General features: G+C 65.4%; 9 protein-coding genes and 1 pseudogene. 3 read left to right on the top strand and 7 right to left on the bottom strand.

Annotated elements, in window-relative coordinates; all coding sequences use genetic code 11:
- The first annotated feature begins 198 nt into the window (after positions 1 to 198).
- Both AB5K84_RS31605 and AB5K84_RS31600 read left to right on the top strand, forming a co-directional pair.
- A complete protein-coding gene (locus AB5K84_RS31605; RefSeq protein WP_011085887.1) occupies positions 199 to 714 on the top strand; it encodes a YcgN family cysteine cluster protein in 516 nt (171 codons plus the stop codon).
- Between the two features lie 152 nt (positions 715 to 866).
- A complete protein-coding gene (locus AB5K84_RS31600; RefSeq protein WP_063921435.1) occupies positions 867 to 2,453 on the top strand; it encodes an MDR family MFS transporter in 1,587 nt (528 codons plus the stop codon).
- Between the two features lie 3 nt (positions 2,454 to 2,456).
- Here AB5K84_RS31600 and AB5K84_RS31595 read toward each other — a convergent pair whose 3' ends face one another.
- The 5 genes and pseudogenes from AB5K84_RS31595 to AB5K84_RS31575 form a co-directional block, all read right to left on the bottom strand.
- Entirely contained in the window at positions 2,457 to 4,100 is a 1,644-nt protein-coding gene (locus AB5K84_RS31595; RefSeq protein ID WP_011085889.1) for an alpha/beta hydrolase, read from the bottom strand.
- 79 nt (positions 4,101 to 4,179) lie between these two features.
- A complete protein-coding gene (locus tag AB5K84_RS31590) occupies positions 4,180 to 7,218 on the bottom strand; it encodes a GAF domain-containing protein (RefSeq protein ID WP_038965721.1) in 3,039 nt (1,012 codons plus the stop codon).
- A 106-nt stretch (positions 7,219 to 7,324) separates the two neighbouring features.
- A pseudogene (locus AB5K84_RS31585) lies at positions 7,325 to 8,983 on the bottom strand (thiamine pyrophosphate-requiring protein); the annotation flags it as partial.
- A 154-nt stretch (positions 8,984 to 9,137) separates the two neighbouring features.
- Positions 9,138 to 9,533, bottom strand: coding sequence for a hypothetical protein (locus tag AB5K84_RS31580; RefSeq protein WP_038965720.1), 396 nt, complete (start codon positions 9,531 to 9,533; stop codon positions 9,138 to 9,140).
- A gap of 232 nt (positions 9,534 to 9,765) precedes the next feature.
- The gene (locus tag AB5K84_RS31575; RefSeq protein WP_011085893.1) at positions 9,766 to 12,519 is read right to left on the bottom strand and encodes a beta strand repeat-containing protein; all 2,754 of its coding nucleotides are present in this window, start codon (positions 12,517 to 12,519) and stop codon (positions 9,766 to 9,768) included.
- Positions 12,520 to 12,856: 337 nt separating this feature from the next.
- Between AB5K84_RS31575 and AB5K84_RS31570 the strand changes: the two genes are divergently transcribed.
- Positions 12,857 to 14,302, top strand: a complete 1,446-nt coding sequence (locus AB5K84_RS31570; RefSeq protein WP_011085894.1) for a hypothetical protein — start codon at positions 12,857 to 12,859, stop codon at positions 14,300 to 14,302.
- Between the two features lies 1 nt (position 14,303).
- Here the strand turns inward: AB5K84_RS31570 and AB5K84_RS31565 are convergent, their stop codons facing one another.
- Both AB5K84_RS31565 and AB5K84_RS31560 read right to left on the bottom strand, forming a co-directional pair.
- Positions 14,304 to 14,987, bottom strand: a complete 684-nt coding sequence (locus AB5K84_RS31565) for a class I SAM-dependent methyltransferase (protein WP_028172247.1) — start codon at positions 14,985 to 14,987, stop codon at positions 14,304 to 14,306.
- An 8-nt stretch (positions 14,988 to 14,995) separates the two neighbouring features.
- Entirely contained in the window at positions 14,996 to 15,994 is a 999-nt protein-coding gene (locus AB5K84_RS31560; RefSeq protein WP_011085896.1) for a glycosyltransferase family 2 protein, read from the bottom strand.
- Between the last annotated feature and the right edge of the window lie 93 nt (positions 15,995 to 16,087).

Genomic DNA, 16,087 nt, shown 5'->3' with positions numbered 1-16,087 from the left:
CGGTTCGCGTCCTTTGGGGACTTGCTGTTCCTTCTAGCCGAGCAGGGCCTATAAACCAATGGTCAGGCTCGCGATTTTGAACAACAGGCCTAATTGACCCCGGGTCATTACGGGCCTCCCGGGGGCGTTGCTTGCAGCATCGCAGGCACACGGCCTAGATGGGTTAACCGTAGCTCTTTCGAACTCTTGTTGAGGCGCATGACCGCAGCTCCCAAACGACCTTCAGGCCAGGAAGGATTCTTCTGGAAAACCAAGACGTTGGAAGAGATGTCGGGGGCCGAATGGGAGAGCCTGTGCGACGGCTGCGGCCGCTGCTGCCTGAACAAGCTCGAGGATGAGGACACCGGCGACATCTATTTCACCCATGTCGGCTGCAAGCTGCTCGATGCCGGGACCTGCGGCTGCAAGGACTACCCGAATCGTTCCGACAAGGTTCCGGACTGCGTCCGCCTGACCCCGGCCAATGTCCGCACCCTGAACTGGCTGCCGCCGAGCTGCGGCTACAAGCTCGTCGCCGAGGGCCGCGACCTCTATTGGTGGCATCCGCTGGTATCGGGTGATCCCAACACCGTGCATGAGGCGGGCGTCTCCGTGCGCGGCCGGGTCGAGGGCAGCGAGGAGGAGATCCCGGACGCGGACCTCGAGGACCACATCGTGCAATGGCCGGCCCTGCTGCCGAAACGGGCACGCCTGAAGCGACGTCCGAAGGACTGATCTGCCGCACGGATCACGTGTTCGGGATGACCCGGCGGCGGGATGCACCCATGCGCCGCGGTGCCTGCCTGGGAAGAACTTTGCTGTCTACATTGGACTGCATAGAACGAATCCTTCGCGGCGTTGCGCCGCCTCAACGGCTTCCGATCGAGATGAACAAGTTCGACCGGCAGAGCAGTTCTGCCGACATCCAGGCGTTGCCCGACGACATTGCCGAAGAGCTGTCCCGCCTTCCGAGCGAGGTCATCAGCGTCGATGACGCGCCGTCCATCGCGCCGCCGGTGCCGCTGACCTCCGACGAGGTCCGCACCATCGTGATCAGCCTGATGCTGACGATGTTTCTGGCAGCCCTCGACCAGACCATCGTCGCGACCGCGCTGCCGACCATCGGGCGCCAGTTCAACGACGTCTCCAATCTGTCCTGGGTCATCACGGCCTATCTGCTCGCCTCGACCGCGGTCGCACCGGTGTTCGGCACGCTGAGCGACATCTACGGCCGCCGCGTCATGATCATCATCTCGCTCAGCCTGTTCGTCGCCGGCTCGGTGCTGTGCGCGATCGCGCCGAACATGCCGATGCTGATCCTGGCGCGCGGTCTCCAGGGACTGGGTGGCGGCGGCATCATGCCTGTCGTGCAGACGGTGATCTCCGACGTCGTGAGCCCGCGCGAGCGCGGCCAGTACCAGGCCTATTTCTCCAGCGTCTGGATGGTGGGCGGCATCCTCGGCCCGGTCATCGGAGGCGTGTTCGCCGAGCATCTGCACTGGTCGATGATCTTCTGGATCAATCTGCCGCTCGCCGCCGCGGCGATCGCGATGCTGCTGCCGAAGATGAAGAAGATTCCGGTGTTCCACCGCAAGCGCAAGGTCGACTGGCTCGGCGGCATTCTGCTGATGGCCTCCGCGGTCGTCTTCATGCTGGTGCTGACCTGGGGCGGCACGCGCTATCCGTGGCTCTCGCCGACCGTGCTTGCGATGGTGGGCGGCGCTGTCGCGCTCGCGGTCACCTTCGTCTGGCACGCGCGCCGCGCCGACGAGCCGTTCCTGCCGCTGAAGCTGCTGACGGGATCGGTGGCGCCGTTCGCGCTGACGGCCGGCGGCTGCGGGCTCGGCGCGATCACGGGCCTCACCGTGCAGCTCCCGCTCTATTACGAGTCGGTCTACCATCTCAGCGCCAGCGAGGCGGGGCTTGCGCTGATTCCGCTCGCGGCGGTCTCGACCTGCGGCGCAGCAATCGCCGGCCGCACCATGGCGCGCGCCAAGCACTACAAGCGCGTCGCCATTGTCGGCACGTCCTGGGCCGCGATTTGCGCGCTGGGCCTGACGCTCACCACCTTGCCGCTCTGGGGCCTGCTGACGCTGATGGCCGCGTTCGCGCTCGGGCTCGGCACGACCTTCCCGGTCTGCGTGGTCTCGCTGCAGAATTCGGTCGCGCGTCCGCAGGTCGGCACCATCACCGGCGCGATGAACTTCTTCCGCTCGCTGATGTCCTCGTTCACGGTCGCGGCCTTCGCCGCCATCCTGCTGATCGCGCTCGGCACCGACATTCCGCTCGCGGGCGAGCATCACGCGGCCGGCGGCATCCCCGCGATCCCCGCCGACGACATGCGGCACGCGTTCCGCTACGTCTTCGGCGCCGCGACCGCGCTGATGACCACCGCCTCGCTCTGCCTGATCATGATGGAGGAGCGGCCGCTGGCCGGCCCGACCGTCACGCAGCAGGTGGAGATGGCGGAGTAGCGGCTAGCCGCCGCGATCGGGATCATCGTCGGCATTGCCTGCGCCGGTCTTCCGCGCTTTCGCAGCAAGCTGCTCCCTGAGCTGCGCCAGCGCGTCGGTAGACCAATCACGGACATCGGTGACCGCCACCCAGGCATCGACGTAGTGCTCGGGCGCGTAGACATGGCCGAAGCCCATCGGCGTATTGGTCGCGACCGCCATGTCGAGCGCGAGCTGCAGCATCGTCACGATCGGATACCATCGCAGCTCGGGCGACACGTCGGGTCCGCGCGGTGCGCTCATCCAGGCTGGAGCCTGATAGGCATCGCGGTAGTCGAAGAAGGTGATCGCGTCGCTGGCATATTGCAGATAGACGACGCGCATCGGACCCCAGGGCGCATCTGCTGGCACCGTAGGTCCGTTCTGGTTCATGAAGCGGACGAAGCGGCTGTCGCGGAACTCAGGTAGCCAGGCCGGCGTACCCGGATTGCGGTTCGTGGTGACCGAGCGCCAGATGCGGCTCTCGAACGGCGCCCCGCTCCACAGCGCGCCGGCAATGGGATCGCCGATCGTCTCGAACAGTTCCGCGGATTTTTCCGAGTTCATGGCGCCGAGGCTCAGTCCGTGCAAATACAGCTTCGGCCGCTTGTCCTTCGGCAAGCCCGTCCAGTAGCCGTAGATCTCCGTGAACAGGGCGCGCGCCGCCTCCGCGCCGTACTCGGGCTGAAACATCAATGACAGCGGGCTGTTGAGATAGGAATATTGCATCGCGACGCTCGCGACGTCGCCATGATGGAGATATTCGACCGTGTCCATCGCGGACGGATCGATCCAGCCGGTGCCGGTCGGTGTAATGACGATCAGAATCTTTCGCTCGAAGCCGTGTTGGCGCTTGAGCTCCTCGAGCGCAAGCTTGGCGCGCGCCTGCGCCGTGTCGCGGCTAGCGAGGCCCACATAGACGCGCACGGGGTCATGCGCAGGCCCTCCCGTAACGGCGCTGATCTCCGCTGCGGTTGGACCCGAGGCAATGAATCTGCGCCCCATGCGCCCGAGCTCCGTCCACTTCACCAGCGACGCAGAACTTCCTGTTTGATCCGGGGCGGCCGGTTGCGGCCGCTCGGGCTCTTGCAACGCGTCGAGCTCGCGGAAGGAGGAGTCGAGCGCGTTGAACGCCGTGCGGATCAGGACATTGCTGGCAATCGACCAGAACAGCAGGCCTGCGACCAGCACGCCGAGGACGTTGGCGACCTTCCGCGGAATCACGAGCCTCGCGCGCGTAGCGAGGAAGCGGACGACAACCGCGAACAGCCGCCCCAGCACCAGCAGCACTGCGAACGTGATCAGGGCGATGACGCAGACCTTGAGCGGATGGGCGGTCTCCACCGGCGCCATCTTCATCACAGTGCGGATCGAGTTCTGCCATTCGGCGGCGCGCCACAGGAAGATGATGACGATGAGCAGGCAGATTGCTGCGGCCAGCGCATTCGCGATCGATCGCGCCCGCGCCGAAGGCTCGGGCAGTTCGAGATAATGCCACAGCCGGCGCCACAGGATTCCGGCGAAATAGCCGATCGCAAAGCAGCCACCGGCGAGGGCACCTTGCGTGAGATAGCTGCGCGGGATCAGCGTCGGCGTCAGCGCGGCCGCGAAGAACAGCGCGCCCAGCATGAGGCCGATACCTGATAGCGAGAGGAGTTGTCGCCGAATGAACCACGCGAGACTCTTCAAGACATCCTCCGGGGTGATGCTATTTCTTGTTGTTCTCCGCAAAGCTGCTCTTGCGCGGCAGCAGGATCGTGAATTCCGTGAACTTGCCGGGCTCTGTCGTGACGTCGATCGTGCCGCCGTGCTGCTTCACGATGATGTCGTGGCTCATCGACAGCCCGAGACCGGTACCTTCGCCGGCAGGCTTGGTCGTGAAGAACGGATTGAACATCTTCTCCTTCACCTCGTCCGCGATGCCGGTGCCGTTGTCGCGGATGCGGATCTCGATGCTATCGCCGCGATCGCGCGTCGTGGCGATCACCACCGGCTCGTAACCGGCGGCGCCGCTGCCCATCTGGCGCTTGGTCACCGCATAGAAGCCGTTCGAGATCAGGTTCAAAAGCACCCGGGAAATCTCCTGCGGAAACACCTCTGCCGAACCTGCCGCCGGGTCGAGCTCGCTCTTCAGCGTCACGTCGAAGAGCGGCTTCTCGGCACGCGCGCCGTGATAGGCGAGGTTGAGGCTCTCCTCGACCAGCGCGTTGATGTCGCTCAGCCGATGCTCGCCGCCGCCCTCGCGCGAATGCAGCAGCATGTTCTTGACGATGGAATCGGCGCGCCTTCCGTGCTGCACGATCTTCTGCAGGTTGCCCTTGAGCATTCCGGACAGTTCGTCGACCTCCTCGCGGGTCGTGTCGGTGAGCTTTGTGTCCGCAAGCGACCGGTTTAGCTCGTCCATCAGTTCCGCGGAAACTGCCGCGAAATTGTTGACGAAGTTCAGCGGGTTCTTGATCTCGTGCGCGATGCCGGCCGTGAGCTGGCCCAGCGAAGCAAGCTTCTCGGTTTGCACCAGGCGATCCTGCGCGGCGCGCAGGTCGTCGAGCGATTTTGCAAGCTCCCGGGTGCGGGCCTGCACTTGCTCGAACAGCCGCACATTGCCGATCGCGATCACGGCCTGGTCGGCAAAGGTCTGCAGCAGAGCGACCTGCTTGTCGGTGAACGGATGCACCTCGTTGCGGCGGAGTACGATCGCGCCGATGCTCTCGTTCTCCTGCAACAGAGGCACGCTCAGAATGCTGCGGTGGCCCATGCGCAGCGCGTGTGCACGTCCTTCCGAGAACTCATCGCTCTCGCTGAGATCGGCGACATGCACAGGGAGCCGGTCGACGAAGGCACGGCCCGCGGTCCAATTGCGATTGATCGGCCATTTCTCGAGGTTGATCGGAATCGGCCCATGGTGGGCGCTGAAGCGCAAGCTGTCGCCGTCCTTCAGCGCTACGGCGGCGTCATAGGCATCGCAGAGCTCGCAGGCGCTCTCGACGATCGCCTTCAGCGCCGGTCCGACATCGGTCGGCGAGGACGCGATCACCTTCAGGATGTTGGCGCTGCCGGTCTGGTGTCTCAGCGCCTCGGTCAATTCCTCGGTGCTCCCGCGCAATTCGCGGAGCAACCGGGTATTCTCGATGGCGATCACGGCCTGCGCGGCGAACTGCTGGAGCAGCCTGATCTGCTTGTCGGTGAATCGGCGCTGCTCCTGCCTGAAGATCATCACATTGCCGACGACGCGGTCGTCCTTGATCAGAGGCACGGTCAGCAGGCAGCGCGCGCCGCCGAGATCGACCAATGCCCGGCGATTGGCATCGCCGCTTCGATAGGCCACCGTATCGTCGAGATTGTCGATCTCGACATACGGCTCGCCCAGCAGCAGGCGAGCCGGTGCCGTGCCCGGGCCGTATTCGAGCGGCTGCATGCGCCGGTATTCGTCGTAGGCGGGCGGCAAGCCGTAGGTCGCAGCGCTGTGGAACGACTTGCCGTCAAAAGTGTTGAGCACGCCGAAATTGGCGCCGCAAAGCTGCATCGCCTTGGCGAGCATCGCATCGAAGACCGGAACGAGGTCACCGCCCGAGCTGGAGATGACGCTCAGGACTTCGGCCGTCGCTGTCTGTTGCTCGAGCGCTTCGGTGAGCTCATTCGTGCGCTGCTGCACCTCGTTGAACAGCCGCGCGTTCTCGATCGCGATCACGGCCTGGTCGGCGAAGGTCTGGAGCAGCCTGACATGGTGCTCGCCGAACGCGCCGGTCTCCCGACGCGTGGCGATGATGACGCCGATCGCCTCGCCCTCGCTCATCAGGGGTGCGAACAGCATGCTGCGGTAGCCGCGGGCGCGCGCGATGTCGCGTGCGGCCGGCTCGAGCTCGGTGTCGGGCAATTGCGCCGCCGCACCATTGGCCACAAGCGGGTAGGGCGGAAACCGTGCGAACGGCACCGGGAACGAGGATTGGAGCACGCGATCGCCGGCCGGATCGGTCGGCGTGAACGCCGCAAGGTGCGCGGCGCCGTCGAGATAGCGCAGCACCGCGGTGGAGAAGCCGCCGATCAGCCGGTTGGCGTTGGCGGCGATGGCGTCGAACACCGGCTGCACGTCCGAGGGCGAGCCGGCCATCACCTTCAAGATGTCCGCGGTCGCGGTCTGGCGCTCCAGCGTTTCCTTCGTCTCGTTGAACAGCCGCGCATTCTCGATCGCGATCACGGCCTGGTCGGCGAAGGTCTGGAGTAGCTGTACGAGATCGGGCGCGAACGCGCCGGGCTCGGCGCGTGTGACACTGATCATGCCGACCGCCGCGCCCCGGTTCATCAGCGGCATGAAGAGGACGCTGCGGAAGCCGCGCAGCCGCGCCAGATTGCGGTTCAGCTCCGGGACGTGCTCGGCCTCGCTGTCGGGAAACTGGATCGTCTCGCCGCCGCGAACGAGGGCAAAGGTCGGAAAATCCTCGATCCGGCGCGGGAACGATGCCTTCAGCCCTTCGTCCGCGTCCGGGCTGGTCGGCGTGAACGCCACGAGGTGCAGCTCGTCGCCGATGAACTGAAGCACGGTGGCGGAGAAGCCGCCGAGCAGGCGCTTCGAGCTGGACGCGATCGCGGCGAACACCGGCCGGGCATCCGAGGGAGATGCCGCAATGGTGCGCAGAATCTCGGCACTGGCGTTTTGCCGATCGTGCAGGCGCGCATTCTCGGCTGCGGCCGACTGCAGTTGCCGTTTGAGCTCGTCGATCCCGGCGACATCGTTAGAAGGGGTGGTCATTCGCAATCCGGCCTGGTGCCGCGACGGGCGCCGCACCGGGCCGGATTATCACATCTCCTGCGGCCGGAGCCAGCGCCCGCGGCCCTGCCGCTCAGACCGGGCTGCCTCACGTGCCCGGCCGCGACACCTCGGTCTCCTTGCTGGTGATGAACTCCAGCAGCACCGGCACGCCTTCCTTCGTCTTCTGGATGCCGCGCTTGATCGCCGGGATGATGTCCTCCGGTCTGGTCACGCGTTCGCCATACCCGCCGAAGGCGCGTGCCATCGCGGCATAGTCGCCGGAAATGTCGGTCGAGCGATATTTCTCGGTCGAGACCGGCATCACCTTCAACTCGATCGCCATGGAGAAATTGTTGAGCAGGATCGACATGATCGGGATGCGCTCGCGCACAGCGGTCTCGAAATCCATGCCGGTGAAACCGATCGCGGCATCGCCCCAGACATTGATGCAGAGCTTGTCGGGCTTTGCGAGCTTGGCGCCCATCGCGAGGCCAAGGCCGTAGCCGAGCTGCGTCGTCTTGCCCCAGCCGAGATAGGAGAGGGGCTCCACGGCCTTCCAGAACGGCGAGAGCTGGTCGCGCGGGCTGCCGGCATCATGCGTGATGATGGTGTTGCTGATGTCGACGGTGTGCTGAAGGTCCCACAGCACGCGATAGGGGCTCAGCGGCGCGTCGTTGCTGGTGAGTTTCGGCATCCACTTTGCCAACCACTCCCTGTGAGAGGCGGCGATCTCCGCCGCGACGGCCGAGGCATCGCGATCCTTCGTGACGGTCTTGCCGATCTCCTCCAGCAGCGCATCGAGCACGAGGCCGGCATCGCCGACGAGGCCGATCTTCGCCTCGACATCCTTGTTGAGATGGTTCGGATCGAGCGTGGAATGGATGATGGTCTTGCCCTTCGGCATCGCGACGCCAAAACTGGTCTCGGTGAAGGAGCAGCCGATGCCGAAGATGACGTCGGCCTCGCTGAGGAACTTCGGAACCGCGCGCGGCACCGCAAGACCGCCGGAGCCGAGCGAGAGCGGATGTGTCTCCGGAAACGACGACTTGCCTCCCAAGCTGGTGGTGACGGGAATGGCGAGCCGCTCGGCGAGCCGTTTCAGTTGCGGCCACGCCTGCGCATAGTGCACGCCCTGGCCGGCATAGATCACCGGCCGTTTGGCGTTGACGAGCAGGGCGGCCGCTTCCTTCACATGCACGGGATCGGCGCCGTAGCGGGTGCGCAGCACCGGCGTGTAGTTCAGCGGCTCCGGGACCTCCTCGTTCCACATGTCGGAGGGGATTTCGACGATGACGGGTCCGCCGCGGCCGTTCTTGAGTTTCGTGAAGGCGCGGCGGAAGATGTTGGCGACTTCCGCCGCGAGGATGATCGGCTCCGAGGACTTCGCGAACGGCTTCATCGCCTCGCTGGAATTGAAGTTCGGCTCGATGTGCGCCAGCCGGCGCGGATAGCCCATCGGCAGCACCAGCACGGGCACGGATTCGCCAAAGCATTGCGCGACTCCGCCCATTGCATTTTCCGCGCCCGGCCCATGCTGCATGCAGAACGCGCCGATCGTGCGTCCCGAGGTCACGCGCGAGATCGCGTCCGCCATGTGGATCCCGACGCGCTCCTGCCGCACCATCACGGGACGGATCTCGGCCTTCGCCGCATGCTCGATCAGGTGGTTGACCGGATAGCCGCAGAGGATCTCGATGCCCTCGCGCCTCATGATTTCCGCAATGGCGGTGCCGAGCTTCATGGCGTCTCTCTCCCTGGCGAGGCCGGTTGCTCCGGCCGATTGAGGGAGAGAGGATCAGGAATTTGGGGAAGGGTAAAGCGCGGGACTGCGAAGGAGGCGGTAGGTCAGGTATGCAGCGCCGGCGTCCAGCCGCACGGACCCGCAAGGCCATTGCATCAGCGCTTCGGTGCCGTGGCCTCTACTTGCAGTTTTTGCAGATCGTCAGCCTACGTTTTAACGCCTCATCTTCTTGATCGATCGATTGCTGCGCCGTATCCGGATTGGGCTTGGAACCCTTTGCTGCGCGCGACGTCGTGGCTCGCGTCGCCGGCTCCGGAGTGTCGTTGTCGTCGACGGCGCTAAAGCCGTCATAGTCGGCGGCAGGATTCGGCGATTGTGGAGGTCCGCCAGTCGCTGGTGTCGACGACACCCTGTCGGACGCTGCCGGGGAATTCTTGGCGCTCGCCCGTGGCAGCGATGCCTTGGGCGGAGCAAGCGAAACCGGCGGCGCGGCCGAAGTCTGTCCCTTCGCGCTGTCGTGCGACCATGCGCCGACAAGCATGAGGCCAAGAGCCAAGAGCGTCACGCTTCTCATCCGCATCCTCTCGGCAGCTCTGGTTCAACGATCGATGGCATGGCCCGCCGAGCCACGACGGCGTGCAGAGTATCAGGACTCACATGGCCGTGAAAGCGCCGTAGCCCGGGTGGCGCGCGGCCTAATCCGGGACGACCGCATCGATTCGCGGGCCCGCGATTGCCTTTCGCGCCATCCGGGCTGCGCCCGACAGGCAAAACACACGATCGCCGGGCGACCGCGATCGTCGGCCTCAGATCAGCGTGCCGGCGTGGAAGCTCGCATGGGCGAGCAACGACTGGATCACGACGTTGTCGCCGGGCCCTCCGTCCAGCACGTCGACGCCGCCGCCGCCAATCAGCACGTCGTCGCCGAGCCCGCCAAGCAGCGTATCGTTGCCCGCGCTGCCGAGGAGCAGGTCGTCGCCGGCGCCGCCGTCGAAAATGAGGTGCGGCCCGCCGGGGCCGACGCCCGACGCCTCGATCACGTCGTCGCCGCCGAGGCCATTGATGGTGATGGTGTCGTTGAAGTCGAAGTTCTCGATCACGATCTGGCTTGCGAGACCGTCAATCACCAGCGCGCCATTGCTGTTGAGCGAAAGCGAGATGACGTCGTCCCCGCCCGTGCCGTTGATCACGATCTTGTCGGCGGCGCCGTCGCCGCCAGGGGTGCCGGGAACGCCGCCCAGATCGATCTTGACCTCCGTCACGTCGGTGCCGCTCATGTCGCCGACATTGATCGTGTCGGCGCCGCCGCGGGCATTGAACGCGATCGTCTCGACGCCGTGCGTGTCCATCGTGATCGAGGCGACGTCCCGCGTCAGCTCGGCACGCGAGCCGTTGGCGAAGATGTTGATGGTTTCGGCGATGTTGGCGCCGTTGAACAGCAGCGTGTCGGTGCCGCCCTGGCCCTCGATCGTGTCGTTGTCGTCGCCTGGATTCCAGACGAAGGTGTCGTTGCCCGCGCCCATCAGCGCGACGTCGTTTCCGTCGCCACCATTGATCAAGTCGTCGCCCTGACTGCCACGGATGGTGTCGTTGCCAAGTCCGCCGTTGATCGTGAGTTGCAGCACGCCGGCCGCGAGCCCGCTCGCATCGATCACGTCGTCGCCGCCGAGGCCATTGAGTGTCAGTTGATCGGTTGCGTCCATGGAGGCCAGGTTGGTGGCCGCGTGGAGGCCGAAGATCGTCACGCCGCCGGCATTGCCGGCGACGCCGAACGTGTCGGCACCCTGGGTCGCATCGACCGTGACGGTGTCGATGGCGCCGTCCGGCGTTCCGGCCGATCCGCCGAGGTCGATGTTCACCCGCGTCACATCCGTCCCGGTCAGGTCGCCCACCACGATATGGTCGGCGCCGCCCAGCGCGTGGATATCGACGTGCTCGACCCCGTGCAGGTCCATCGTGATGTTGCCGACGTCGCGCGTGAGCAGGGCGTGATCGCCGTTCGCCGTTATGATGAGGTTCTCGGCGACGTTGGCACCGGAGAACTGCAGCGTGTCGACACCGGCGCCGCCTTCGATGGTGTCGCTGCCATCGCCCGGATTCCACTGGAACATGTCGCGGCCGGCGCCGAGCTGCACGAGGTCGTTGCCGCGGCCGCCGACGACGGAATCATTGCCGTCGCCGCCGATCAGCGTGTCGTCGCCGGCGCTGCCAACGATCGTATCGTTGCCGGCGCCGCCGTCGATCGTCAGGTGCACGACCCCCGCGGCAAGCGTCGCCGCCGAGATCGTGTCGTTGCCGCCGAGGCCGTCGATGACGAGCGCGTCGTTTGCGCCTTCCGCGTTGGTAATGGCGAGAGCGGCGGGCAATCCTGTGACCGAAATTGACGTGCCCGAGCCGGACACCTGGATCGTATCGGCTGCGCTCGTGCCGTCGAGCGTCACCGTATCGGCCGCGCCGTCCCCGGTCCCGGTCGATCCGAGATCGACATTGACCTGTTTGACATCGGTTCCCGCGAGATTGTTGACAACGATGTTGTCGCTGCCGCCGCGCGCATTGATCGTGATGGTCTCGATGCCGTTCAGGTCCATCGTGATGTTGCCGACATCGCGGGTCAGCAGCGTGCGTCCGTCATTTCCAGCGGAAACAACGATGTTCTCGCCGATGTTCGAGCCATTGAACAACAGGGTGTCGGCTCCGGCCTGTCCTTCGACCTTGTCGCTGCCGTCGCCCGGGTCCCACTGGAAGGTATCGTTGCCGGCGCCGAGCATGGCGGTGTCGTTGCCCTGGTTGCCGTCGATGAAATCGTTGCCGTCGCCGCCCAGCAGGTAGTCGGCACCGTTGCCGCCGAGGATCGTGTCATTGCCGGCGCCGCCGTCGAGCGTCAGCGTGATGAGCGCGGCGAGGTTGCCGCTGGCGGTGATGGTGTCGTCGCCGCCACCGGCATGGACCACGAGGTTTTCGGTGGTGCCGATGTCCAGCGAGAACGGCGCCGGGTCGACGCGGTCGAAGCGCACGCGCGTGCCGTTTGCCGTGATGGAGAAGGTCTCGCTGCCGTTGCCGCCGTTCACCTCGGCGGTGTCGATGCCTTCGCCGCCTTCCATCAGGTCGCTGTCGTCGCCGGGATTCCAGATCATGCGGTCGTTGCCGGCCTCACCGAACATCTGGTCGTTGCCGTCGCCGCCGATCAGCACGTCATTGCCGGCGCCACCGAACAACAGATCGTTGCCGCCTTTGCCGAGCAGCGTGTCGTTGCCGGACTGCCCGAACAGCATGTCGCCGCCGGACCCGCCGGTCAGCGTATCGTTGCCGGCGCCACCGAACAGATTCGCCGCAGGCATCGCGCCGTTGCTCTCGTCGATCGTGATGGTGTCGTTGCCGTCTTGGCCGAAGGCCTGTATCAACTTGGTGTTGGCGACCGTCGCGGGTCCGCCTTTGATCGCGACCGCGCCGCCGTTGACAACGATCGTTCCGGCCGCATTGCGGCCCAACGCGATTGTGTTGTTCTGGCCGTTGCCAAAGGTGGTGAGAATTCCGGCGGAAAAGTTTGCTGTGACAGCCATGTGCGCTTCTCGCTCGCGTCATCGTCGGAACGAACCGTATGGCAGGATCATGACGCGTTTTGCGATGCCACCGGCGTGAACGGACGACGGCTGTAGGCCGAGATGCAAGTTCCAGCTTGGTGGAATCCTTCGGGAGGGCTTTTGTTTGTCTTGAGAACAGCTTGATTTTCCGGAGAGCCGCCGCATTACCGGCTGATGGATCTTCGCGGCCGGTAGGATGCGTCCGCCCAGCGTCAAGAACATGGTTCACAAACCGTAACCTGCCCGCCCTGCGCTGGACCAGGCGCGGTGAGCACCAAAGAAGAATTTAACGCTTGGGCCTTAAGTTGCGCTCGCCATGAGTGAGCAGGTCGTGCACAGCGAGGTTCAACCGTTTTCGGCGCGTGCGGCGCTCCCCTGGCTGGTGAGCCTTGGCGTCTATGCCACGGTGCTGATCCTCGGACAGCGGCTGCTCAATGATCCCGACAGCTATTCTCACATCGAGGTCGGGCGCTGGATCATGGCGCATGGCGCCCTGCCGGCGAGCGACCCTTTCTCCTTTTCGATGCACGGCGCGCCCTGGATCACCTTCGAATGGCTCTCGGAGATGGTCTACGCCGGAGTCTACGCGCTGTCCGGCTGGCCGGGCGTCGTCGTCGTCGCCGCCGCGGCGATCGCGCTCGCCTTTGGCCTGCTGACGTTCTTCCTGCTGCGCGAGCTCTCGCCAAGCCTGACGCTGCTCATGGTGATCGCGGCCGTCATCCTGTCGGCGCCGCATATGCTGGCGCGGCCACACGTCCTCGTGCTGCCGGTGATGGTGACTTGGGCCGCTGCCCTGGTGCGCTGTATGGATCGTGGGGGGGCTCCGCCCTACTGGGCCCTGCCGCTGCTGGTCCTGTGGGCCAATCTGCACGGCAGCGTGGTGCTGGCGCTTGGGCTGATCGGCCCGGCGGTGCTCGAGGCGCTGCTGCGTGAGGGGCGAAGCGGATGGTCGCACGTGCTGTTGCGATGGCTGCCATTCGCGGCGCTCGCGCTCGCTGCGTCCTGCCTGACGCCCTACGGGCCGGAACCGCTGCTGATGCCGCTGACGACACTCGGCCTCGGCCCCGCGCTGGCCTGGATCTCGGAATGGCGGCCGCAGGATTTCAGCCGCATCGGCGGCTTCGAGCTGCTGCTGCTGGCCGGCATCTTTGCGCTCTCGCGCGGCGTGACGCTGCCGCTCGTGCGGGCCCTGGTGGTGATCGGCCTGCTCCATTTCGCTTTGGCGCAGATACGCAATGCGGATCTGCTGGCCATGCTGGCGCCGCTTTACCTCGCGGCTCCGCTGGGTCGGAAGTTCGGCGGACCGACCGGCGACGATGCGGCCGGCTCGTCGCGCGGTTTGACTCTGGCCGCGTTCGCCGGGTTGATCGCGGTGAGCGCGGCGGCCCTGGCGCATGACATCCGGCCGGCTCCGATCATCACCCCTCAGGCTGCCATCGCTCAGGCCGACCTCGCCAAGGCGGGGCCCGTGCTCAACGACTATTCCTTCGGCGGCTATTTGATCTTCGCCGGCATTCCCACCTTTATCGATGGTCGCGGCGAACTGTACGGGGGACCGTTCATCGACCGCTACAATCGCGCCGTAGCGCTGGTCGACCTCGGAGATTTTCTCAAGTTGCTCGATGAATACAAGATCGGCGCCACGCTGCTCGCACCGCGGACGCCGGCGGTCGCGATGCTCGACCGGCTGCCTCAGTGGCAGCGCGTCTACAGCGACGATGTGGCGGTCGTGCACAAGCGGCGAGATGCGCCGCTGAGATAAGTCAAGCGGTCCCGAAGGCCGCGTATTGGCCTCCGAGCGACACGCCGCTCAGGGCACCTTCCAGGCGCCGCGCCGGTTTGGTGTCCCAAGGGAGCAGCAGGAAATGGCGCGAGCCGATCTCGCGTAGACCGTCCGCGGCCATCAACTTTCGGGTCGTGCCGGCGCTGAGCAAGACGGCATCCCGGTCGAACTCGCAGCGCGCAACGGCAAGGCGTGTCAGCGGGTTGTACGGATTGTGCTCGATCACGCAGACGAGCCCGCCGGGGCGCGTCACTCGCCGCATCTCGGCGATGAACTGCGCCCATTCGGCCGGCACGACATGGTGCATCACGCAGACGGCCGTGACCAGATCGAAGCTGGCGTCGTCGAAAGGAAAGCTGCGGCCGTCGAACTCACGGTAGTCGACCCCGCGGTTGTCGGCGCGAGCCTGCGCCAGGCTGGCCGAAGACACGTCGATACCGCTCAAGCGGCCGACCATGCCGTGCAGCAGGGGATGAAGGCTGCCGACGCCGCAGCCGACGTCCAGCATTTCGGGCCGCTCTGCGTCGAGCCGCTCCGCGATCAGATCGCGCAGGAGATCGGCCTTGGCGCGCATGAAGAAATGATGCGGCAAGCCCGAAAAGTCGATCGATGATTGGACCACGTCACGGTAGTTGTCGTGATAGCCGTCGAAGAGCTCGGTCATGCGCCGGGTCACTCGTTGACGGCGGGGATCGCGGGTGCCGCGGCCGGCGCCTCGCTGCGATCGAAGCCGGCGCGCGTCTGCACCACGTAGAGCGGGCGGCGTTTCACCTCGGCATGGATGCGGCCGACATAAAGCCCCACGATGCCCGTCATCAGCATGTTGATTCCGCACAGCAGGGACACGACGACGATCGTCGAGGACCAGCCGGTCACGAGATGACTATCCTTGCTGAGCCACAACAGGATCACCCAGCCGCCGTAGAGGAGTGCGAGTCCGGAGACCGTCAATCCGCACCAGATGGCAAGCCGCAAGGGCAGATCCGAAAAGCCAAGCGCGGCGTTCATCGCGAGCCGCACCATCTTGAACAGCGGGTATTTGGTTTCGCCCGCCGCGCGCTCGAGACGATGGAAGGTGACCTCGGCCTGCCGGAAGCCGAGCCAGGCGATCATGCCGCGGACGAAGCGGTCCTGCTCCGGCATCTGCCGAAGTGCGTCGAGCACCTTGCGGTCGATCAGGCGGAAGTCGCCGACATCGGCGGGGATGCCGACAGAGGACATCCTGCCGAGAAGCCGGTAGAAGAGATGTGCGGTCGCACGCTTGAATCGGCTTTCGCCGTCGCGCGACAGGCGGCGGGCGTGGACGATGTCGTTGCCTTCCTTCCATTTTGCGATCAATTGCTCGATCACTTCGGGAGGATCCTGCAAATCGGCATCCATGACGATGATCGCTTCACCTTGCGCGGCGTCCATGCCGGCGGTGATGGCGACCTGATGACCGAAATTTCGCGACAAGCCGATATAGCGGAAGCGCGGGTCGCGCGTGGCGAGCGCCCGTAGCACGATAGAGCTGGAATCGCTGCTGCCGTCGTCGACAAAGATCGCTTCTGCGGGCCCGTCGAGCCGGGACAAGACCAGGTCGAGCCGGCGCAGCAGGATCGGCAGCACGGCTTCCTCGTTGAACACGGGGATGACGAGGCTGTAGCGGATCGATTTGAAACTGGCCGCCATGCGAGAGGGTCCAACTCGGTTGCAGGGGCGGAAGCCTAATCCGTGGGTGGTTAAGGTGGCCTTGCCGCAACTGTTAAGGATCTAGGGCTCCCG

Origin of the sequence: Bradyrhizobium sp. 1200_D9_N1_1 (assembly GCF_052075915.1) — a bacterium.
GTDB lineage: Bacteria > Pseudomonadota > Alphaproteobacteria > Rhizobiales > Xanthobacteraceae > Bradyrhizobium > Bradyrhizobium diazoefficiens.
Note: the sequence above shows the minus strand (reverse complement) of the source record. Positions and strands in the feature narration are given on the sequence as shown.

What these genes read in the sequence shown, in the direction of transcription:
- AB5K84_RS31605 (WP_011085887.1), top strand. Translation starts at nt 199, where the DNA reads ATGACCGCAGCTCCCAAACGACCTTCAGGCCAGGAAGGATTCTTCTGG.
- AB5K84_RS31600 (WP_063921435.1), top strand. Translation starts at nt 867, where the DNA reads ATGAACAAGTTCGACCGGCAGAGCAGTTCTGCCGACATCCAGGCGTTG.
- AB5K84_RS31595 (WP_011085889.1), bottom strand. Translation starts at nt 4,100, where the DNA reads ATGCTGGGCGCGCTGTTCTTCGCGGCCGCGCTGACGCCGACGCTGATC.
- AB5K84_RS31590 (WP_038965721.1), bottom strand. Translation starts at nt 7,218, where the DNA reads ATGACCACCCCTTCTAACGATGTCGCCGGGATCGACGAGCTCAAACGG.
- AB5K84_RS31580 (WP_038965720.1), bottom strand. Translation starts at nt 9,533, where the DNA reads ATGAGAAGCGTGACGCTCTTGGCTCTTGGCCTCATGCTTGTCGGCGCA.
- AB5K84_RS31575 (WP_011085893.1), bottom strand. Translation starts at nt 12,519, where the DNA reads ATGGCTGTCACAGCAAACTTTTCCGCCGGAATTCTCACCACCTTTGGC.
- AB5K84_RS31570 (WP_011085894.1), top strand. Translation starts at nt 12,857, where the DNA reads ATGAGTGAGCAGGTCGTGCACAGCGAGGTTCAACCGTTTTCGGCGCGT.
- AB5K84_RS31565 (WP_028172247.1), bottom strand. Translation starts at nt 14,987, where the DNA reads ATGACCGAGCTCTTCGACGGCTATCACGACAACTACCGTGACGTGGTC.
- AB5K84_RS31560 (WP_011085896.1), bottom strand. Translation starts at nt 15,994, where the DNA reads ATGGCGGCCAGTTTCAAATCGATCCGCTACAGCCTCGTCATCCCCGTG.